Source organism: Marinobacter orientalis (genome assembly GCF_004792665.1).
Classification (GTDB): Bacteria; Pseudomonadota; Gammaproteobacteria; order Pseudomonadales; family Oleiphilaceae; genus Marinobacter; species Marinobacter orientalis.
Genome location: NZ_SRZX01000001.1, coordinates 666,539 through 686,782 on the forward strand (window position 1 = coordinate 666,539; position 20,244 = coordinate 686,782).

Genomic DNA, 20,244 nt, shown 5'->3' on the forward strand with positions numbered 1-20,244 from the left:
GGCAATGACATCCCTGTAAATTGACCAGCTTGCAGTCCACACTTATAGTTAGTTCACCTATTTGATACAGGCGCTGGACGACTCATGGAACAGTCCGAACTACAGGCACTGGCGGACAAGCTCGACAGGCTGATTGAACACTGTCGCAAACTGGAACGTGACAACGCGATGCTGCGCGAGCTGCAGGACGACTGGAACCGTGAGCGAGCGCAGCTGATGCACAAGAATGATCTTGCCAAAAACAAGATCGAAGCCATGATAGGCCGTCTGCGGGCCCTGGAGCACCATTGATGCCACAGCATCCGACAACCGTCGAAGTCAAGATTCTCGACAAGGAATACCTGGTCGCCTGTCCCGAGGAGCAGCAGAACGCCCTCTTGCAGGCCGCCAGGCACCTGGACATCAAAATGCGGGAAATCCGCGCAAGCGGTAAAGTCTTCGGCACCGAGCGCATCGCGGTGATGGCTGCCCTCAACATCACCCACGATTTTCTGGAGCGGGACACCATGTCCAGTGCCGCCAGCTCGATTCTCAACGCCATGGACGAGAAACTGGATACGGCCCTGGGGGAATCGTCCGGTAACTAAGCATTACACACGGATCCGATTCAGGTGTTGCAATCAGCCCCGGCAATGCCCGTATAATAAGAACAACTTCCTGGGCTGTTCGCTGGTCGGATTCGTCCTCGAGCCGATGCGCACTACCCAGGTGGCTACTCTAGGGCATTGTGAGCACGTCCCCTTACGGGGAAAGCCTAATATGTCACAGCGGCCACCGACCTTGAACTTTGGGTTCAAGGGCCACATCCGATAACGGCAGCCCGGGAAGCTTATTTTGACCAACGTTATCACCCCCCAGCCTTTTCAAGACCATCCCGATTCACGATCACGCAGCAGACTCCGCAAGATCCTTCGGCAAAAACGCCGCTCGCTGTCCGCGGAAGAACAGCAGATAGCTGCCGACCAGCTTGCGCTGAACCTTTTGCGACACCCCGATCTCTACCGGGCCCGTCACGTGGCGATCTATCTGCCCAATGATGGTGAAATCGATCCCCGGATCTACGCCCACATCGCCCGCAGGCGCGGAATCCGTTTCTATCTTCCGGTGCTGCACCCGGTCCTTCGCGGCAGACTGGTTTTCAGCCGCTACACCGAAAACACAACGCTGACAGCCAACCGTTTCGGCATCCCCGAGCCACCTTTCCACGAAGGCCTCAAACGGCCGCCATGGGCCCTGGATGCGGTGCTGTTCCCGCTGGTGGGTTTTGATGAGTTCGGTGGGCGGCTGGGAATGGGCGGCGGCTTCTACGATCGCACGTTTGCGTTTACCCGGATCAGACCAAGGCTGGCGCCCAAGCTCATCGGGCTGGCCCATGACTGTCAGAAAGTACCGGAATTGCCGCTGGAGCCCTGGGATATTCCCCTGCACAGCGTGGTGACTGACAGGAAACGTTACCGGGTGAAGGCAAGAAGCTCGCTGTAGAGTTCAGTTTCTGACAGCGGACACGATAACGGTTTCGGTTTCAGAAGCCGTGGGCTCGTCATCCGATGCCTGAAGCGAAGTGAAGCCAGTGACAACAAGGCCAACGGCAAAAATCAGCACAACCGTCCGGATAATGTCAGGCTTGCGGCCCATGGCGGGAGTCTCCGGTATTCGAAAGAGTAAAATTGATCTAAATCAGAGAACTATTCTTGTTTTAAAGAATCAGCGAAAAGACTAACACCTGTACTGGATTTTACAATTTTTCACAGGTTAAAGTTCGGTAAGATTGGAGCGGGCCTTCCAAAACACGCTCAAGCACATTCCTGCGACGCCTGGGCTCCGCCATCCATGGCTCCGCACAGTTTTGGAAGGCCTGCCGCGCCCGCTCCCGATCCGCGTTATTCAGACCTATTATTACCTGCACCCAGAAACAGCTGGTAAGCCTCGTTGTCGGTCATGTTTTCGTAGCGGAAACCGACTTTGTCGAGCATTTTCTCGAAATCCTGCACTTCGTCATCTTCCACCTGAGCGCCCAGCAGCACCCGGCTGTAGGCCGCACCATGGTTACGGTAGTGGAACATGGAGATATTCCAGCGGGTGCCCAGTGACATCAGGAACTTCAGCAGCGCGCCGGGGCGTTCGGGGAATTCGAACTGGAAGACCTTTTCGTTGGTAATGGTCGGGGCGTGGCCGCCAACCATGTGACGAATGTGCTGCTTGGCCAGATCGCTGTCGGTCAGGTCGACAACGGCATAGCCGGTTTCACGCAGCTCCTGCACCAGGTCTTCGCGCCCGTGACCGCCAGCCTGGATCTGGATTCCTACGAAAATGGTGGCGTTGGTGGCATCGGCGTAGCGATAGTTGAACTCGGTGATACTGCGCTTGTGCAGGGCGTTGATGAAGGTTTTGAAGGCACCCGGCTTCTCGGGGATGGTGACCGCCAGGATGGCTTCGCGTTTTTCCCCGATTTCCGTGCGCTCGGAGATATAGCGCAGGCGGTCGAAGTTCATGTTGGCGCCGCTGAGGGTGGCCACCAGGTTCTCGTTCTCGATCTTTTCCCGCTCGATGTACTTCTTGAGACCCGCCACACCCAAAGCACCAGCCGGCTCGGCAATGGAGCGGGTATCCTCGAACACGTCCTTTATGGCGGCGCAGATCTCGTCGGTGGAGACGGTAATTACCTCGTCCACGTGATCCTTGCAGATTTCCCATGGGTACTTGCCGATCTGCTTGACGGCCACACCGTCTGCAAAGATTCCAACTTCGTCCAGTATCACGCGCTTGCCGGCTTTAAGCGCCGCCTGCAGGCAGTTGGAATCCTCCGGCTCAACACCGATCACCTTGATTTCAGGCCGCAGGTACTTGATATAGGCCGCCATGCCGGCGATCAGCCCACCACCGCCAACACAGATAAAGATGGCGTGGATCGGCTTGCTGAACTGCCACATGATTTCCATGGCCACCGTGCCCTGGCCGGCAATCACATCCGGATCGTCGTAGGGCGGGATGTAGGTGTAACCATGTTTCTGGATCAGCTCCTGGGCATGGGCTGCGGCTTCGTCAAAGGCATCGCCTCTCAGGACCACTCTGGCGCCATGATCACGTACCGAACGCACCTTGATCTCGGGGGTAGTCTGGGGCATCACGATCACCGCCTTGATGCCGAGGTTCTTCGCCGCGAGGGCCACGCCCTGGGCATGGTTGCCGGCAGAGGCACAAATTACGCCCTTGGCTTTCTGCTCTTCCGAAAGCTGGGCAATCCGGTTATAGGCGCCACGAATCTTGAAAGAAAATACCGGCTGAAGGTCTTCGCGCTTGAGCAGAATATTGTTGCCAAAGCGCTTTGACAGGCTGCGGGCCTCGGTCAGCGGGGTCTCGATGGCCACGTCGTAGACCCGGGCATCAAGAATTTTCTTTATGTAGCGTTGCGGCATGGTTCCATCCGGAGGTTGGTGTTTTGTTGGAAAAACGCACAGTGTAGAAACTTTGCCGGGGTTTCGTCTATAAGCAGGCCATCGGGAAGCGCTATACTGAAAGCCATTGTGATCATTTCCCACAGAAACCGGAGCACCCCCGATGAATAAGGACGAACTGAAGAAAGCCGTCGCCCAGGCCGCACTGGACTATATCAGGCCCCATCTCGACCAGGACAGCATTATCGGCGTGGGCACCGGCAGCACTGCCAACTGTTTTATCGACCTGCTGGCGGAAATCCGCAACGACTTCGACGGTGCGGTTGCCAGCTCTGACGCCACGGCGGAGCGGCTCAAGAGTCACGGTATTCCGGTCTACGACCTGAACAGTGCCGCGCCACTCGAGTTTTACGTGGACGGCGCGGATGAAACCAATGACCACCTGGAACTCATCAAGGGCGGCGGCGGCGCCCTCACCCGCGAGAAGATTGTGGCGGCCGCGTCCAAGACGTTTATCTGCATCGCTGATGAGTCCAAGAAAGTGAATATCCTTGGTACCTTTCCGCTACCGGTGGAGGTGGTTCCCATGGCCCGCAGCCATGTTGGCCGCGAAATCGTGAAGCTGGGCGGTGACCCGGTGTACCGCGAGGGTTTTACCACCGACAACGGTAATATCATCATCGATATCCACAATCTGGATATTTCCCGGCCGATTCAGGTGGAAGAGAGGCTGAACAATGTTGTGGGCATTGTTACCAACGGCTTGTTTGCTCGTCGGCCTGCGGATTTGTTGTTGCTCGGTACCGCGGATGGCGTTAAAAGCATTTCCCGCGAGGATGGCTAACTCGGGGAAGCCGCGAAGGGGGAGGGCTGTCAGGGGCACGCTGTAAATACGTCCCTGTACGCTCGACAAAAACATCCATGTTTTTGACGTCCCCTGACAGCCCTCCCCCCTTCGCGGCCCAGACTCTTTTCGGGCCTTTGAAAACCAAGCGCTTGCTTGGTTTTCAAATTTAGGTGAGACTGCCTCTATGATTTGTTGATCATAGGGAGCACCACCGTGTCCGATTACTTCAACGATACCCACGAGCAGGTTCGCGAGACGGCCCGCAAGTTTATTGCCACTCATGTCCTGCCTTACATAGACGACTGGGAGGAAGCCGGCGAGTTTCCCCGGGAGCTCTACAAAAAAGCGGGGGATGCGGGGCTTCTTGGGATGGGTTTTCCGGAAAGCCTGGGTGGCGTCGGTGAAGGCGATGTATTCATGAAGGTCGCCGTTTCAGAGGAACTGATGCGTTCAACCTCGGGCGGCCTGGTGGCTGGTCTGGGCTCACTGGATATCGGCCTGCCACCGGTGGCCAAATGGGCGCGGCCGGAGGTGAAAGAGGCGGTTGTGCCACCGGTGCTCCGCGGAGAGAAGATTGCGGCGCTGGCGGTCACCGAACCTGGCGGCGGTTCTGACGTTGCCAACCTCAAGACAAGGGCGATCAGGGACGGCGACCACTACATCGTGAACGGCAGCAAGACTTTCATCACCAGCGGCATGCGCGCCGATCATTATACCGTTGCAGTGCGCACCGGGGGCGAGGGGCATGGCGGTGTTAGCCTGCTGCTGATTGACCGTGACATGCCGGGGTTTTCCACCGGCAAAAAGCTCCGGAAAATGGGCTGGTGGGCCAGTGATACCGCGGAACTGTTCTTTGAAGACTGCCGGGTACCTGCCAGCAGGTTGATCGGCGCCGAAAATGCCGGTTTTATCGCCATTATGAGCAACTTTCTGTTCGAGCGTCTGAGCCTGTCGATCATGGCCTACATGACCGCCGAGATTGCCCTGGAAGCCGCCATGGCCTGGGCTGGCCAGCGCCAGGCTTTTGGCAGGCCTGTGAAGGGCTTTCAGGTCACCCGCCACAAGCTGGTGGACATGGCTACACAGGTAGATGTGGCGCGCGAATACACCTATCGCTGTGCGGCGCTGATGCAGGACGGCAGGAACCCGGTCAAGCAGGTGGCCATGGCGAAAAATTTTGCGGTAGCGGTTTGCGAGAAAGTGACACGGGAGGCAGTACAGATCCACGGTGGCATGGGGTATATGCGGGAATCGGTGGTTGAGCGGCTTTACCGGGATGCGAAGATATTGTCGATTGGCGGTGGTACCGACGAAATCATGAAGGAGTTGATTGCCAAGCAGATGCGGTTGTAGCAAGACCAACGTTTAGTTTCGATCCACATCATTGTGCCGTATAATCGTGTCCACTTTTTCAACGCAGTTAAACGCACTTCAGATAAGGATCACCCATGAACTTCGACAACATCCCGGTTGGCAAGAACCCGCCAGAAGACATCTACGTGGCCATCGAGATTCCGGCCAACAGCTCCCCGGTGAAGTACGAGCTGGACAAGGATATGGGCGCGCTGCTGGTAGACCGCTTCATGGCTACTCCCATGTTCTACCCGGCCAACTATGGCTTCATCCCCCACACCCTGGCCGACGATGGCGACCCTATCGACGTGCTGGTCGTCACTCCTTATGCAGTACAGCCCGGCTCCGTTATCCGCTGTCGTCCGGTAGGCGTGCTGAACATGGAAGACGAAGCCGGTGGTGACGCAAAGCTGGTTGCCGTTCCCCACGACAAACTGACCACCTCATACCACAACGTGCAGGAAATCGACGATCTGCCGGAACTGCTGCGGGACCAGATCCATCACTTTTTCGAGAACTACAAGACTCTTGAGCCCGGCAAGTGGGTCAAGGTTCAGGGCTGGGGCAATGCAGCGGAAGCCAAGAAAGCCATTCAGGCCGCGGTGGATGCCTATAAGGGCTGAAACCAGCGCTTACAGCGAACATAAAAAAACCGGGCCCAGTTCAGGGTGCCCGGTTTTTTTATGGCCAGTTACTTTCCCGGCATCAGCCCCGGGTCAGCAGATCACGCATATCGCTGATCGACGCACTGGCGCGGGACAGGTACGCAGCCATGGTCAGTGAATGGTTGGCCAGCACACCAAAGCCGCTACCATTCAGAATGACCGGGCTCCACATCTCACCCTGAGACCCTTCCAGCTCAATAATGATCTGCTTGGCGCTGGATATGGCGTTCTTGTCGTTCAGCACCTTGCGGAAATCCACCTCGATGGCGCGGAAGATGTGCAGCAGGGCCCAGGCACTGCCACGGGCTTCATAAAAGACATTGTCAATTTCGGTCCAGGGTGTTTTGACTTCCTCCCCTGTTACATCTTCCGAAAGCGGATCGTCCGGATTGATGTTGGAAACTGCATCAGACACCGACGCCTTGCCGACACTCTCTCCGAGGGTACGTGACAGACTGCCCAGGCGGGTTTCCAGATCCCCCAGCCAGTTGGCCAGGTTATCGGCGCGGGCGAAAAATTGGGCGTCAGGCTGGTCCGGCCGGGACAGGCGCTCCAGGTAGCTGTAAAGCGCCTCAATGCCCCTGCGGTACTCTGCCTCGGTGGACGGGAGTGCCCAGCTGCCACTGTCAAAGTGGAACTGTGGCTCGGCAATGACCAGGTCCCGGTCTTCCGCAGACTGACTCTGGGAGCGGCTGATGTCCTTGCGCATGGCCCGGGAAAAATCACGAAGCTGCACCAGCACGCCGTATTCCCAGCTGGGCATGTTGTCCAGCCAGACCCCTGGAGGGGCAATATCGTTGGAGAGATACCCGCCGGACTTGTCGAGCATGGTTTCTGCCACACGGATCATGGTCACGGTGGTCGCGAAGCCGGTAACGGGCTCCCGCTGCATTTCCTCGGCAACTGTCCTTGTATGCTCCCGCACCGAGAACACATCGGGTTCGCTGCTCCAGATCATCCCCAGCACCAGTGCCACCAGCAAATAAACGACAACCAATGCCAGGATGAGTTTTCCGACCACTCCCCTGCCGCCGAAAAAGTCCCGCAGGTCATCTTTGCGATCGCTGAAATACTGTCTGATTTTTCCTGACATTGGTTGTTTTTTCCCCTGTCTGTCGTTTTCCGTGTGCGCGCCTCGGCTACCATGAAGCAAAGGCAAGTTTTATGCAATTTGCAGCCTTACTGCAAGCTGCAAGCGCCGAAGTATCCGCCTGGCTGAAATAACGGTTTCCGTAGAGCTGATGTGACCGGCACCTCAGAGTTGACAAACATTTACATCGAGCCACCTACGCCAACAACATCAAACACTATAGACTCTGCAGAAAGACTGATGCTGAAAATATCTGCCTGTAACGGAGACGGGCGATCAGGAACGATAAAAAAGACGGGTCGGATCACAATGAACGACGAAAGCCAGAAAGATAAGCTCAGGCAGCACTTTGCCCGCCGTGTCACAACCCAGGCGCGGGTTGTCCTCGATAGCTGGCAGAAGATACACCTGGATGCCAGTGATTCTGCCCCGTTCAGGGCGGACTTTGCCAGAGCCGCCGACAAACTGGTTCGCTATGCCAGACGGTTCGAGATGGAGAATCATGCCAGCGCCGGGCAGAAAGTGTTCGAGCTGATTGGCGAATGGCCCGAGGGTGAAGCTCTGCCGGACGGCCTTGACCGCAAGCTGCAGGATGCCATCGAACAGCTTTCCCGATGCACCCTCCGGCGCACTGACCAGATAGCCAGCGAGGCTCCCCAGCAGTATCGCCGCACCCCCGTCTATATAGCGCTGTCCAGCGATGAAATGGCAGGCCGGCTTGTTCGCCAACTGGAGTTTTTCGGCTTCCGCGCCTCGGCATTCCACACGGCAGAAAAGCTGATCGAGGCCTGCGCCCTCCACAAACCCGAAACCATCCTGATGGACGTGAACTACGGTGGCGAGCCGTTAAGTGGCATTGCCAGCATCGAACGCCTGCAGGAGCGCCACGAGACGCCAATTCCCATTATTTTCATGAGCGATGAGGATGGCACTATCGAGACGCGGCTGCGGGCCTCCCGCTGCGGGGGTGAGGAGTTCTTCTATCCGGCAGTAGACCCGGGCCAGCTGATCGAGAAAATCGAGACCTATACCCACGGCAATACGGTGGAGCCATACAGGGTACTGGTGCTGGATGATTCCCGCGCCCAGGCCAAGTACATGGAAACGGTCCTGAAAAAGGCTGGCATGAACGCCCACATCATCACCGACCCGATGGAAATCATTCATGCCCTGGAATCGTTTTCGCCCGAGATCATCATTCTCGATATGTATATGCCGGGCTGCACCGGTATGGAAATCGCACGGGTGATTCGCCAGCAGGACCGCTTCCACAGTGTGCCGATCATCTATCTTTCTGCGGAGGAAGATGTCACCAAACAGCTCCATGCCATGAGCCTGGGCGGTGATGACTTCCTGACCAAGCCCATTGACCCCAAACACCTGGTTTCAACCATCCACAACCGTGGCAGGCGCGCCCGCTCTCTACTGGCGCTGATGATCCGGGACAGCCTCACCGGCCTGTTCAACCATACCCATACCCTGCATCTTCTGGATCAGGAAATTGCAAAGTGCCGGCAGAAAGATCAGCCGCTCTGCTTCGCGATGATTGACATTGATTACTTCAAGAAAGTGAACGACACCTTCGGGCACCCCATTGGCGACCGGGTGCTCAGAAGCCTGTCCATGTTCCTCAAACAGCGCTTGCGCAAGACCGACCATATTGGACGATATGGTGGCGAGGAATTTGCCGTCATTCTGCCAGACACCCGCGAGAGTGACGCCCGCAACGTACTGAATGAAATCCGTGAGCGCTTCTCGGAGCTGCTGCAACCGGCTGGCAACAGGGAGTTCAGCGTCACCTTCAGTTGTGGTGTCGCGGCCTGGAAAGGTGACAGCTCCCAGGCTCTTTGCGAACGGGCAGACAGGGCCCTGTACAGGTCGAAGGAACAGGGCAGGAACTGCGTGACCGCCGCCGGCGACTGAAACCGGCGCCAACCCACGGCCCTGGCCCCCTCTCAGGGCCGTTTTTATGAAACCAACGTCTTATAGAACTCACTCCCGCCGTTCACGACAATAGCCAGGCAACCAACAAAAATCACGCTGGTGCTGTCAGGATACTTTTTGACACACGCCAGAATGTCAAAAAGTGTTGATGTGAAGGGCTCAAGCACGCACTATTGACTGAAAATGTCGCTAAATTCGGCGATCCTGTAGGCAAGTCAGCAAGGCAGATACAATCATGGCCACCATACTCGTCCTCCACGGACCCAACCTGAACATGCTCGGAACCCGTGAGCCAGAGGTCTATGGTGATGAGACGCTGACTGAGATTAATGACCGATTACACCGGAAAACCGCCGAAAATGGTCACCATCTGCTACATTTACAGTCAAATGCAGAATATGAGCTGATTGAGCGGATACATGAAGCCAGATCTGAAGGGGTGGATTTCATCATTATCAACCCGGCGGCATTCACCCACACCAGTATTGCGCTGCGGGATGCCATCCTGGCCTCGGGCATTCCGTTTATCGAGGTTCATCTTTCCAACGTGCATGCGCGGGAAGCTTTCCGCCATCACTCCTATTTTTCTGATATCGCCGATGGCGTTATCTGCGGGCTGGGCAGCCTGGGGTACGACCTTGCACTCGAAGCCGCCCTGCAACGAATTCATCGACAGAACTGATTAAACGGGATCGGACTTACTATGGACATTCGCAAGATCAAGAAACTTATCGAGCTGCTGGAGGAATCCGACGTCGAGGAGCTGGAGATTCACGAGGGTGATGATTCGGTTCGCATTTCTCGTCGTCGTGAACAATTGGCTGCGCCCCAGTATATGGCCCAGTACCCGTCCCCGGCTCCGCAGCCTGCCTCATCCCCGCAGCCGGCAGCGCCGGTCTCCGATGAGCCCGTCAAACCGGCGGAGCCTTCCGGCCATGCGGTCAAGTCGCCGATGGTAGGCACCTTCTACCGCTCACCCTCGCCGACTGCCAAGTCCTTCGTGGAAGTCGGGCAGTCAGTGAAAGCCGGCGATGTCGTGTGCATCGTCGAAGCCATGAAGATGATGAACCAGATCGAGGCAGACAAGAGCGGTACCGTCTCCGAGATTCTGGTCGAGAACGGGCAGCCGGTCGAATTTGACCAGCCTCTGATCATCATTTCCTGAACCTGGTGATACCCTCATGGCTATGTTAGAAAAAGTTCTGATCGCAAATCGTGGCGAGATCGCCTTGCGCATCCTGCGCGCCTGCAAGGAGCTGGGAATCAAGACCGTGGCTGTCCACTCCCAGATCGACCGCGACCTGATGCACGTGCGCCTGGCGGACGAGTCCGTCTGTATCGGCCCCAACAGCGCCGCTGAAAGCTATCTGAACATCCCCACGATTATCAGTGCAGCGGAAGTCACGGATTCGGTCGGCATTCATCCCGGGTACGGCTTCCTGGCCGAAAACGCGGATTTTGCCGAACAGGTGGAAAAAAGCGGTTTCCGCTTCATCGGTCCCAGGGCTGAAACCATCCGCCTGATGGGCAATAAGGTCTCCGCTATCAACTCCATGATTGAAGCGGGTGTTCCCACCGTTCCCGGCTCCGATGGCCCGCTGACCGACGATGACGAGCGCACCCTGGAAGTGGCCAGACGGATCGGTTACCCGGTGATCATCAAGGCGGCTTCCGGTGGCGGTGGCCGTGGCATGCAGGTGGTCCACTCCGAAGCGGCCCTGCTCAAAAGTGTGCAGATCACCCAGAGTGAAGCCAAGAACACCTTTGGCGATGCCACGGTCTATCTCGAGAAATACCTGGAGCGGCCCCGCCACGTGGAAGTCCAGGTACTGGCAGACACCCACGGCAACGTGATTCACCTGGGCGACCGGGACTGTTCCATGCAGCGCCGGCACCAGAAAGTACTGGAAGAGGCGCCTGCACCGGACATTGATCCGGAAGCCCGGGAGATAACCCTGAAGGCCTGTGTCGATGCCTGCAAGAAAATCGGCTACGTCGGAGCCGGCACGTTCGAATTCCTGTACCAGGACGGCGCCTTCTACTTCATCGAGATGAATACCCGGGTACAGGTGGAGCATCCGGTGTCGGAAATGGTGACTGGCGTCGACATCGTCCGCGAGCAGTTGCGTATTGCCAGCGGCCTGCCCCTGCAATACACCCAGGACGAGATCAAGATCTCCGGCCATGCCCTTGAATGCCGCATCAATGCCGAAGACCCGCAAACCTTTGTGCCCAGCCCGGGCAGGGTCAAGCACTTCCACGCTCCGGGAGGCAACGGTATACGTGTCGACTCGCACCTGTACAGTGGCTATACGGTGCCCCCGTTCTACGACTCCATGGTGGCAAAACTGATCACCTGGGGTGATGACCGGGAGATTGCGCGGCGGCGCATGAAAAATGCGCTGGACGAACTGGTGGTTGAAGGCATAAAGACCAATCAGGCACTGCACCGGAAACTGGTGCGCGACGGTGGCTTCAAGCAGGTAGACTTCACCATCCATTATCTGGAAAAACTGATACGGGACTGACCCGTAGAATCTATTTGTCTACCCAACAGGACACCTACATGCCCTGGATACAACTACAGATCCCGGCTGATCCCGACAACGCGGACCAGCTGGAAGATCTGCTTATGGAAATGGGCGCCGAAGCCGTTTCCATGGAAGATGCTGCAGATCAACCGTTGTACGAGCCGGACCCGGGCACCACGCCACTCTGGCACCAGACCAGCGTGACCGGTCTGTTTGGCGCGGAACGGGATATTGAAGCGCTCTGCGCTGCAGTCAAGGATGCCTGGCATCAACAGACACAGCAGTCGCTGCCGGACATCGACGTTACCCTGGTGGAAGACAAGGACTGGGAACGGGAGTGGATGGAGGATTTCAAGCCACTCAGCTTTGGTGAACGGCTTTGGATTGTGCCCAGCTGGCACGACGCACCGGACCCGCACGCCGCCAATCTGCTGCTGGACCCCGGGCTGGCCTTTGGCACCGGCACCCATCCCACCACCGCCCTGTGTCTGGAGTGGCTGGACGGCCATGACGTGTCATCTCGGCAGGTGATCGATTATGGCTGCGGCTCCGGCATACTTGGCCTTGCCGCCCTGTTACTCGGGGCTGACCACGTCATCGGCGTTGACACTGACCCCCAGGCACTGGAAGCCAGCCGCGAAAACGCGCGCCGCAACCAGATTGAGGAAGCCCGCCTGGATCTTTTCCTGCCTGCCGATGAACCGGACACCATGGCGGACATCATGCTGGCCAATATCCTTGCCCAGCCCCTGATTGGTCTGGCGCCCAGTCTGGCAGCGAAGGTGAAGCCCGGTGGTGACATCGTGTTGTCCGGAATACTCTCCAACCAGGCCCGGGAGGTGATGGAAGCTTACGAGCCCTGGTTTGTCATGGACGAACCGGAACAGCGAGAAGAGTGGATACGGCTCACAGGACGGCGCAACGACAGGTGACGGAAACCGCTGAACCTACTAAACTCCGTGACTCGTAGCGATGTCGCTTACAGGAATGAAGCATGACCCAGAGCAGCCTGCAGACACGATGCCCGAAATGCGAAACCCGCTTCCGGGTGACCGACGCCCAGCTTAGCGTAGCCGGCGGCAAAGTGCGCTGTGGCAACTGTAAGGCTGTGTTCAATGCGGTTGAGCACCAGGTCAGGGGCAGCACTTCCAGCGAGAAAAACGAGCCTGCCGCAGCGGAAAAGCAGGACAAAGCGGCAGACCAGAAGTTTACCTCCGAAGACGATCTGATTTTTGCCGACAATCCCGAAGAAGACGCTGCTGAAGGCGCGTATGCCGGCACCAAACTGACTTTCTCTGATGACGAACTGAGCGACAGCTTCCGTACGGTCAATGAACGCAAGAGCGGTGACTTCGGGAACGAAGACGAAGACAGCCAGGAAAAAATAGACGAAAGCTGGGCGGAAGCGATGCTGTCGGAAGACACCCCGGCGCGAAAACCGGAGCCCGTTGCGCAACCGCCTGAAGAGCCACCAGCGCCGCAAAAATCGGAAGCTCCGGAAGCGAAACCCGCAGACAAACCGGAGGAGTTCTACGTCGACCGGCCGCAGTCATCATCGTTCGATCATGACAGCGGGCCGATATCCGACAACGAGCCCATGACCGCCAGCTCTCCCTATACGGATCTTCGCAGGGAACCTGTTTCAGTTGACCGTAACGGGGGCGGCGGCCTCAGAAAAGCGCTGTGGACCCTGGTGGTGCTGGCGCTGATCGGCATTCTGGTGGCACAGGTGACCTGGTTCCAGTTCGACCGCCTGTCTTCGATACCGGAGCTGCGCCCCTTCTATGAACAGGCCTGTGAAATCACCGGATGCGAGCTGAAGCCGCTGATCAATGTTGACGCCATCCAGAGCCGCAAACTGGTGGTAAGAACCAACCCCGAAGATCGCAACCAACTGGTTGTTGATGCAGTCATTATCAACCGGGCAGCGTTCGAGCAACCGTTTCCGCACATTGCGCTGACCTTTTCCAATCTGAACGGAGATGTAGTCGCCCAGAGCGTTTTCACACCGGACGAATACCTCGCCGGAGAGGGCAGGGAAATGGACGCCATGCCAACGGATACACCGGTCAGGATTGGCATTAATATCCGGGATCCGGGACGGGATGCGGTGAACTACAATATCGCCTTCCGTGCCAATCAGGAGTGAGCAAGTCCTCACTTGCAAAATAGTCGGGGCGGTCATCGAATTGACTGAAAGTCAACCAGACAGAACGAAAAATAATCAACTTTTTCATGGCTTCGCCCCTTCAATAGCATCCCTCCCGGCGGTATCATTACCGCCCTTCGGAACAGAATCGGTTACTTATTGAGCAGCCACTCAGTTCCGGCGTTTGCTTAACCCGCTGTGACACGGACTCAGATCATGCTGCCGACGGCAAAAATCGGGCCGTACATCCTGCCCAACCCACTGATCGTTGCACCCATGGCTGGGGTAACCGATCGTCCCTTCCGCCTGCTCTGCCGGCGTATGGGTGCCGGGCTGGCAGTCTCGGAAATGGTTATTGCGGACAGCAAGCTGTGGCACACGCGCAAATCACGGACACGGATGAACCATCAGGGCGAACCCGAGCCCAGATCGGTGCAGATTGCCGGCGGCGACCCGGACATGCTGGCTAACGCCGCCAGACTGAATGCCGAGTTCGGCGCCCAGATCATTGATATCAACATGGGCTGCCCGGCCAAGAAGGTTTGCAACAAGGCCGCCGGCTCCGCACTGATGAAGGATGAGGCGCTGGTGCGGGATATACTGGAAGCCGTGGTGGCTGCCGTGGATATCCCGGTCACCCTCAAGATGCGCACGGGCTGGGACCGGCAGCACCGGAACGCGCCCCTGATTGCCCGGATGGCGGAAGACGCTGGCATACAGGCTCTGGCCATCCATGGCCGCACTCGAGCTGATGCTTACAAGGGCGAGGCGGAGTACGACACCATCGCCGAGGTGAAATCACAGGTTGGCATTCCGGTGTTCGCCAACGGCGATATCACTTCGCCGGAGCAGGCGAAGCATGTGCTGAGCCACACCGGCGCCGATGGCTTGCTGATTGGTCGCGGCGCCCAGGGCCGGCCCTGGATTTTCCGGGAAATCCTGCATTTCCTGGAGACCGGCAGGCATCTGCCGGAACCACCAGTGGATGAGGTGGAGCAGGTGCTCAGCGAACATCTGGACGCATTACATGCCTTCTATGGCGAGACCATGGGCGTGCGCATAGCCAGGAAACACGTGGGCTGGTACCTCCAGCCCCGGGACGAAGACAGACAATTCCGCAAACGCTTCAACGCGATTGACTGCGTGCTGGAGCAGAAAGACAGTATTCAACAGTACTTTGCAGGCTTACGAAATGGAGAGGTATTCGCAGCATGACCGCCGAGACTTTGGTTAAAGACAACGTGACCCAACCCGCCAACGATGACATCCATCAGTTGCAGACGCTGAATAGCAGCGGCAACAGTGTTACCCTGCGCGACAGCGTGGAAGTTGCCCTGAAAAACTATTTTGCCCAGCTTGATGGCGCCCCGGTAACCGAGGTCTATCAGTTGGTGTTGTCGGAGGTGGAAGCGCCGCTGCTGGAACAGGTGATGAAATACACCCGCAACAACCAGACCAAGGCCTCGACGATGCTTGGCCTGAACCGCGGCACCCTGCGCAAGAAGCTTAAGCAGTACGGTCTGCTATAATCCAGCTACCCGATTGAAACGAGGGCCTCCCGGACAACATTCGCGAGGCCTTCATTCGTTCTTACCAGCGGAAAAAATGACCTATGGCAAATCAGGCTAATACTCCCGTTCGTCGCGCGCTGATCAGCGTGTCTGATAAAACCGGTATCGTGGAATTCGGCCGGGCGCTGACAGATCGCGGCATCGAACTGCTCTCCACCGGTGGCACTTTCCGGTTGCTGAAGGAAAACCGCGTACCGGTTACCGAAGTGAGCGACTACACCGGCTTCCCCGAAATGATGGATGGCCGCGTGAAAACCCTGCACCCGAAAATCCACGGCGGCATTCTCGGGCGGCGCGGCACTGACGATGCGGTGATGGCAGAGCACAGCATCAACCCCATCGACATGGTGGTTGTGAACCTCTACCCCTTTGAGGAAACCGTTGCCAGACCGGACTGCGATCTGGCGACAGCCGTCGAGAACATTGATATTGGCGGTCCCACCATGGTTCGCGCTGCCGCCAAGAACCACGACGATGTCGCCATTGTGGTGAATACCTCCGACTACGGTCGGGTGCTGAAAGAACTGGAGGCCAACGACGGTCAGCTGAGTTACGGAACCCGGTTTGATCTTGCCGTGAAGGCGTTCGAACATACCGCCGGCTATGACGGTGCCATCGCCAACTACCTGGGCTGTCGCACCGCAGACAACGACAACACCGCCTTCCCCCGCACCTTCAACGCCCAGTTCGTGAAGGCTCAGGACATGCGCTACGGTGAGAACCCGCACCAGCGTGCTGCCTTTTATACCGAGCGCAATCCGCGGGAAGCCTGTATTGCCACGGCCAGACAGCTACAGGGCAAGGAACTGTCTTACAACAACGTGGCCGATACCGACGCCGCGCTGGAGTGCGTGAAACCGTTCGCCGACCCGGCCTGCGTTATCGTCAAGCACGCCAATCCCTGTGGCGTAGCCATTGGTGTGGACATCCGGCAGGCCTACGAGCTGGCGTTCGCCACTGATCCGACCTCTGCTTTTGGCGGCATCATCGCCTTCAACCGCGAGCTGGATGCGGCCACCGCAAAAGCCATCATCGACCGCCAGTTTGTGGAAGTGATCATTGCCCCGACCATCGCGGCGGAAGCGGTGGAACTGGTGGCCGCCAAGAAGAACGTCCGCCTGCTGGCCTGTGGCGGGTTTGATGGCGAACGTGCCAGGTCCCTGGATTACAAGCGCGTTACCGGCGGCCTGCTGGTGCAGGACCGCGATCTGGGGATGGTCGCCATGGAAGACGTCAAGGTTGTCACCGAGCGCCAGCCCTCCGAGCAGGAACTGAACGATCTGCTGTTTGCCTGGGAGGTGGCCAAATACGTCAAGTCCAATGCCATTGTCTACGCCAGGGCCGGGCGCACCATAGGCGTGGGCGCCGGCCAGATGAGCCGGGTCTACAGCGCAAAAATCGCCGGCATCAAGGCCGCGGACGAAGGCCTGGAAGTGAAAGGTTCGGTTATGGCTTCAGACGCCTTTTTCCCGTTCCGGGACGGCATCGACGCCGCCGCACAGGCCGGCATAACCGCCGTTATCCAGCCGGGCGGTTCCATGCGCGACCAGGAAGTGATTGATGCCGCCAATGAGCATGGCATTGCCATGGTATTTACCGGGATGCGTCATTTCAGACACTAGGACCGTAGGTCGGATTAGCCAAAGGCGTAATCCGACAACAAGGAATCGACCATGAACATTCTCGTAATTGGCTCCGGCGGCCGCGAACATGCCCTCGCCTGGAAAGCCGCCCGATCCCCGCACGCCGATCGTGTTTTTGTAGCCCCGGGCAATGCCGGTACCGCCCGCGAGCCGGGCCTGGAAAACATCAATATCGATGCTCTGGACCTCAAGGGCCTGGCAGACTTTGCCGCCGCCAACAAGGTCGGCCTGACCATTGTCGGACCGGAAGCACCCCTGGTGGCCGGCATTGTTGACCTGTTTGAGGAGCGTGGCCTGCAGGTGTTTGGCCCCAGCGCCGGCGCGGCACAACTGGAAGGCTCCAAGGCCTTCACCAAGGACTTCCTGGAACGCCACAGGATTCCGACTGCCGCTTACGCCAACTTCACCGATGTTGACCAGGCACTTGAATACGTTCGCAGACAGGGCGCACCGATCGTTGTAAAAGCCGATGGACTGGCCGCTGGCAAGGGTGTGATTGTCGCCATGACTCTGGCAGAAGCCGAAGACGCCATTCGCGATATGCTGGCTGGCAATGCCTTTGGTGACGCCGGCAGCCGTGTTGTTGTCGAGGAGTTCCTGGAAGGCGAGGAAGCCAGCTTCATCGTTATGGTGGATGGCGAGCACGTGTTGCCCATGGCCACCTCCCAGGACCACAAGCGTGTGGGAGATGGTGATACCGGCCCCAATACCGGTGGCATGGGCGCCTACTCTCCGGCCCCGGTGGTCACGCCTGATATCCACAAGCGCACCATGGACGAAGTGATTTATCCGACTGTTCGCGGCATGGCAGCGGAAGGTCATCCCTACAAGGGTTTCCTGTACGCCGGGCTGATGATCGACGACAGCGGCGCCCCCCGGGTGATCGAGTTCAACTGCCGTTTCGGCGATCCGGAAACCCAGCCCATCATGCTGCGGATGAAATCGGACCTGGTCGAGCTCTGCGGTGCAGCGATCGATGGCAGGCTCGACCAGTGCAGCTCGACATGGGACGAGCGTCCGGCTGTCGGCGTTGTGCTGGCTGCGGGCGGCTATCCCGGCAGCTACAACAAAGGGGACGTCATCTCAGGACTGCCCGGGACAGAAACCGATGGTGAGAAAGTTTTCCACGCGGGAACCCGGCTCAAGGGTGAGCAGGTTGTTACCAACGGTGGCCGCGTACTTTGCGCCACTGCCCTCGGACAGACCGTCACCGAAGCCCGGCAGCGCGCCTACAAAGTCGCTGCGGGGATCCGCTGGCAGGGTGTCTTCTACCGCAGGGACATTGCCCATCGGGCCGTTGCCCGGGAGAGCTCTGCCGGGATCTGATGCCTGAACAGCGCCGGAAAGCCTGCTCTGGCCGGGCTTTCCGGTGCTTGATGGCCGGGCGCGAGTCACATCAGGATGCGCTCAAGCGCCTCGCGGATGCCGTGGGGGATGGCAACAGCGCGATTCTGTTCACGGTCAACAAAGACATGGACAACCTCACCATGGGCAACCGGGTCCGCATCGCCGCTTTTGAACAGGCCGAGCTCGTACGTCACTGAGCTGTTTCCCATCTTCAGCACCCTGAGCCCGGCTTCCAGTGCCTCCGGATACGCCACCGGTTTTTTGAACTGACAGCTGGAGCTGACAACGTATCCGACCACCGGCGAATTATTGATATCCAGCCCGCCGGCCTCAATCAGGTACCGGTTGATGGTGGTGTCAAAGTAGGAGTAGTAGGTCACGTTATTCACATGCCCGTAGATATCATTATCCATCCACCGGGTAGTGATCGGGTACAGAATGCTGAACTCATCTCGTTGCACAGATTTCTCCGTTTACCAGCTTGTTGCTTGATGGCCTAATCGAACAGCACCACCTGACGAACGGCCTTACCCGAAGCCAGTTTCTCAAACCCTTCATTGATCTCATCCAGTGTCAGGGTATCGCTGAGCAGTTTGTCCACCGGCAGCCTGCCCTGGCGGAACAGGGTGACATAACGGGCAAGGTCGCGAACGGGCACACAGCTGCCGACATAACTCCCCTTGAGTGTGCGCTCCTCGGCTACCAGACTGACCTGCTGGATAGACACTTTCTTTTGCGGATGGGCCAGGCCACCGGTAACCGTAATTCCACCACGGCGAGTAATCTGATAGGCGAATTCCAGCGCTTTTTCAGACCCGGCCATTTCAATGGCGCAATCAACCCCGCCGCTGGTCGATGCTCTGATCCTGTCGACACAACCCTCTTCACTGGAATTGAAGGCGTTGGTGGCGCCAAGCTCTCGCGCCAGCGCCAGTTTACTGTCATCCAGGTCAATGGCAATCACCTCACCGGCACCGGCCACCAGAGCTCCCAGCACGCTGTTCAGACCGACACCACCCAGACCGATGACAGCGACAGTCTGGCCTGCCTTGATACCGGCTGAATTGATCGCCGCACCCACACCTGTCAGTACGGCACATCCGAAAAGGGCTGCGTGGTGCAGGGGCAGATCGGCATCAACCTTGACCAGCGAGTCACGTGATACCACGGCGTGATCCGCAAAGGCAGAGACTCCCAGGTGGTGGTTGACCGGGGTGCCATCCGCCCGATGCAACCGGTGCTCACCACTGGCCAGAGTGCCGGCATTGTTGGTTTTTGCCGCCGGCTCGCAAAGTGCCGGACGCCCTTCCGCACAAGGCGCACAGTGGCCACAACTGGGCACAAACACCGCAACCACATGATCGCCTTGCTGCAGGTCGCGTACACCACTGCCAACCGCCTCGACGATGCCAGCCGCCTCGTGGCCCAGTGCCATGGGCACAGGCCGGGGACGGTTGCCGTCAATAACGGAAAGATCGGAATGGCACAGGCCGGCTGCCTTGATCCGGACCAGCACCTCGTTGTCGCCGGGGGGAGACAGTTCCAGTTCCTCAATCACAAGGGGCCTGGTGTCCCGGTACGGGCGCTCCGCCCCGATGGTTTGCAGAACTGCAGCTCTGATTTTCATGACGGCAACCTCATGATGATTGTTATTGGCAAACGGACAATAGAGTAGATGTTTTGATGGATTTAACAAACACCTCCCACTG

The 20,244-nt window shown here is 58.0% G+C and carries 21 protein-coding genes and 1 other RNA gene; 17 read left to right on the forward strand and 5 right to left on the reverse strand.

Features of this window, described 5'->3' with window-relative positions; genetic code table 11:
* Nucleotides 1-84 precede the first annotated feature (84 nt).
* From DIT72_RS03195 to DIT72_RS03210, 4 genes are all read left to right on the forward strand, one after another.
* Nucleotides 85-291 (forward strand): TIGR02449 family protein, encoded by a 207-nt coding sequence (locus tag DIT72_RS03195; RefSeq protein WP_007153200.1) that lies wholly within the window; start codon nt 85-87, stop codon nt 289-291.
* Nucleotides 291-587 (forward strand): cell division protein ZapA, encoded by a 297-nt coding sequence (locus tag DIT72_RS03200; RefSeq protein WP_135953743.1) that lies wholly within the window; start codon nt 291-293, stop codon nt 585-587. The genes DIT72_RS03195 and DIT72_RS03200 overlap by 1 nt, the downstream gene beginning before the upstream one ends.
* Nucleotides 588-651: 64 nt before the next feature.
* Nucleotides 652-831: non-coding RNA, 6S RNA (gene ssrS, locus DIT72_RS03205), on the forward strand.
* A 3-nt stretch (nt 832-834) separates the two neighbouring features.
* Complete coding sequence (locus tag DIT72_RS03210; protein ID WP_168355011.1) at nt 835-1,482, forward strand: 5-formyltetrahydrofolate cyclo-ligase; 648 nt, start codon at nt 835-837, stop codon at nt 1,480-1,482.
* Nucleotides 1,483-1,485: 3 nt separating this feature from the next.
* Here DIT72_RS03210 and DIT72_RS18260 read toward each other — a convergent pair whose 3' ends face one another.
* A complete protein-coding gene (locus DIT72_RS18260; protein ID WP_168355012.1) occupies nt 1,486-1,635 on the reverse strand; it encodes a hypothetical protein in 150 nt (49 codons plus the stop codon).
* 245 nt (nt 1,636-1,880) lie between these two features.
* Nucleotides 1,881-3,416: a threonine ammonia-lyase, biosynthetic gene (gene ilvA, locus DIT72_RS03215; protein ID WP_135953745.1), complete on the reverse strand. Its 1,536-nt coding sequence runs from the start codon at nt 3,414-3,416 to the stop codon at nt 1,881-1,883.
* Between the two features lie 142 nt (nt 3,417-3,558).
* Here ilvA and rpiA point away from each other — a divergent pair, with 142 nt between their 5' ends.
* The 3 genes from rpiA (at nt 3,559) to ppa (ending at nt 6,218) form a co-directional block, all read left to right on the forward strand.
* A complete protein-coding gene (gene rpiA, locus DIT72_RS03220) occupies nt 3,559-4,239 on the forward strand; it encodes a ribose-5-phosphate isomerase RpiA (RefSeq protein ID WP_135953746.1) in 681 nt (226 codons plus the stop codon).
* A 216-nt stretch (nt 4,240-4,455) separates the two neighbouring features.
* A complete protein-coding gene (locus tag DIT72_RS03225) occupies nt 4,456-5,595 on the forward strand; it encodes an acyl-CoA dehydrogenase family protein (protein WP_135953747.1) in 1,140 nt (379 codons plus the stop codon).
* A 95-nt stretch (nt 5,596-5,690) separates the two neighbouring features.
* Nucleotides 5,691-6,218: an inorganic diphosphatase gene (gene ppa / locus DIT72_RS03230; protein ID WP_135953748.1), complete on the forward strand. Its 528-nt coding sequence runs from the start codon at nt 5,691-5,693 to the stop codon at nt 6,216-6,218.
* Between the two features lie 82 nt (nt 6,219-6,300).
* Here ppa and DIT72_RS03235 read toward each other — a convergent pair whose 3' ends face one another.
* Nucleotides 6,301-7,353, reverse strand: a complete 1,053-nt coding sequence (locus tag DIT72_RS03235; protein WP_135953749.1) for a DUF2333 family protein — start codon at nt 7,351-7,353, stop codon at nt 6,301-6,303.
* 306 nt (nt 7,354-7,659) lie between these two features.
* Between DIT72_RS03235 and DIT72_RS03240 the strand changes: the two genes are divergently transcribed.
* From DIT72_RS03240 to purD, 10 genes are all read left to right on the forward strand, one after another.
* Nucleotides 7,660-9,273 (forward strand): diguanylate cyclase, encoded by a 1,614-nt coding sequence (locus DIT72_RS03240; RefSeq protein WP_135953750.1) that lies wholly within the window; start codon nt 7,660-7,662, stop codon nt 9,271-9,273.
* A 256-nt stretch (nt 9,274-9,529) separates the two neighbouring features.
* Nucleotides 9,530-9,976 carry a type II 3-dehydroquinate dehydratase gene (aroQ, locus tag DIT72_RS03245; RefSeq protein ID WP_135953751.1) on the forward strand — a complete coding sequence of 149 codons (447 nt, stop codon included), beginning with the start codon at nt 9,530-9,532 and terminating at the stop codon, nt 9,974-9,976.
* Between the two features lie 21 nt (nt 9,977-9,997).
* Nucleotides 9,998-10,459, forward strand: coding sequence for an acetyl-CoA carboxylase biotin carboxyl carrier protein (gene accB / locus DIT72_RS03250; RefSeq protein ID WP_135953752.1), 462 nt, complete (start codon nt 9,998-10,000; stop codon nt 10,457-10,459).
* A 16-nt stretch (nt 10,460-10,475) separates the two neighbouring features.
* Nucleotides 10,476-11,822 (forward strand): acetyl-CoA carboxylase biotin carboxylase subunit, encoded by a 1,347-nt coding sequence (gene accC / locus DIT72_RS03255; protein WP_135953753.1) that lies wholly within the window; start codon nt 10,476-10,478, stop codon nt 11,820-11,822.
* 38 nt (nt 11,823-11,860) lie between these two features.
* Complete coding sequence (prmA, locus tag DIT72_RS03260) at nt 11,861-12,757, forward strand: 50S ribosomal protein L11 methyltransferase (protein WP_135953754.1); 897 nt, start codon at nt 11,861-11,863, stop codon at nt 12,755-12,757.
* Nucleotides 12,758-12,819: 62 nt separating this feature from the next.
* A complete protein-coding gene (locus DIT72_RS03265) occupies nt 12,820-13,974 on the forward strand; it encodes a DUF3426 domain-containing protein (RefSeq protein WP_135953755.1) in 1,155 nt (384 codons plus the stop codon).
* A gap of 216 nt (nt 13,975-14,190) precedes the next feature.
* Nucleotides 14,191-15,189 (forward strand): tRNA dihydrouridine synthase DusB, encoded by a 999-nt coding sequence (gene dusB / locus DIT72_RS03270; RefSeq protein ID WP_135953756.1) that lies wholly within the window; start codon nt 14,191-14,193, stop codon nt 15,187-15,189.
* Nucleotides 15,186-15,503 carry a DNA-binding transcriptional regulator Fis gene (fis, locus tag DIT72_RS03275; protein ID WP_135953757.1) on the forward strand — a complete coding sequence of 106 codons (318 nt, stop codon included), beginning with the start codon at nt 15,186-15,188 and terminating at the stop codon, nt 15,501-15,503. Before dusB ends, fis begins: the two co-directional genes overlap by 4 nt.
* Before the next feature lie 83 nt (nt 15,504-15,586).
* Complete coding sequence (purH, locus tag DIT72_RS03280; RefSeq protein WP_135953758.1) at nt 15,587-17,167, forward strand: bifunctional phosphoribosylaminoimidazolecarboxamide formyltransferase/IMP cyclohydrolase; 1,581 nt, start codon at nt 15,587-15,589, stop codon at nt 17,165-17,167.
* Between the two features lie 51 nt (nt 17,168-17,218).
* Entirely contained in the window at nt 17,219-18,514 is a 1,296-nt protein-coding gene (gene purD / locus DIT72_RS03285; protein WP_135953759.1) for a phosphoribosylamine--glycine ligase, read from the forward strand.
* Between the two features lie 65 nt (nt 18,515-18,579).
* Here the strand turns inward: purD and DIT72_RS03290 are convergent, their stop codons facing one another.
* Both DIT72_RS03290 and DIT72_RS03295 read right to left on the reverse strand, forming a co-directional pair.
* The gene (locus DIT72_RS03290) at nt 18,580-18,996 is read right to left on the reverse strand and encodes an acyl-CoA thioesterase (protein ID WP_135953760.1); all 417 of its coding nucleotides are present in this window, start codon (nt 18,994-18,996) and stop codon (nt 18,580-18,582) included.
* A 35-nt stretch (nt 18,997-19,031) separates the two neighbouring features.
* The gene (locus DIT72_RS03295; protein ID WP_135953761.1) at nt 19,032-20,162 is read right to left on the reverse strand and encodes a zinc-dependent alcohol dehydrogenase family protein; all 1,131 of its coding nucleotides are present in this window, start codon (nt 20,160-20,162) and stop codon (nt 19,032-19,034) included.
* Nucleotides 20,163-20,244 lie beyond the last annotated feature (82 nt).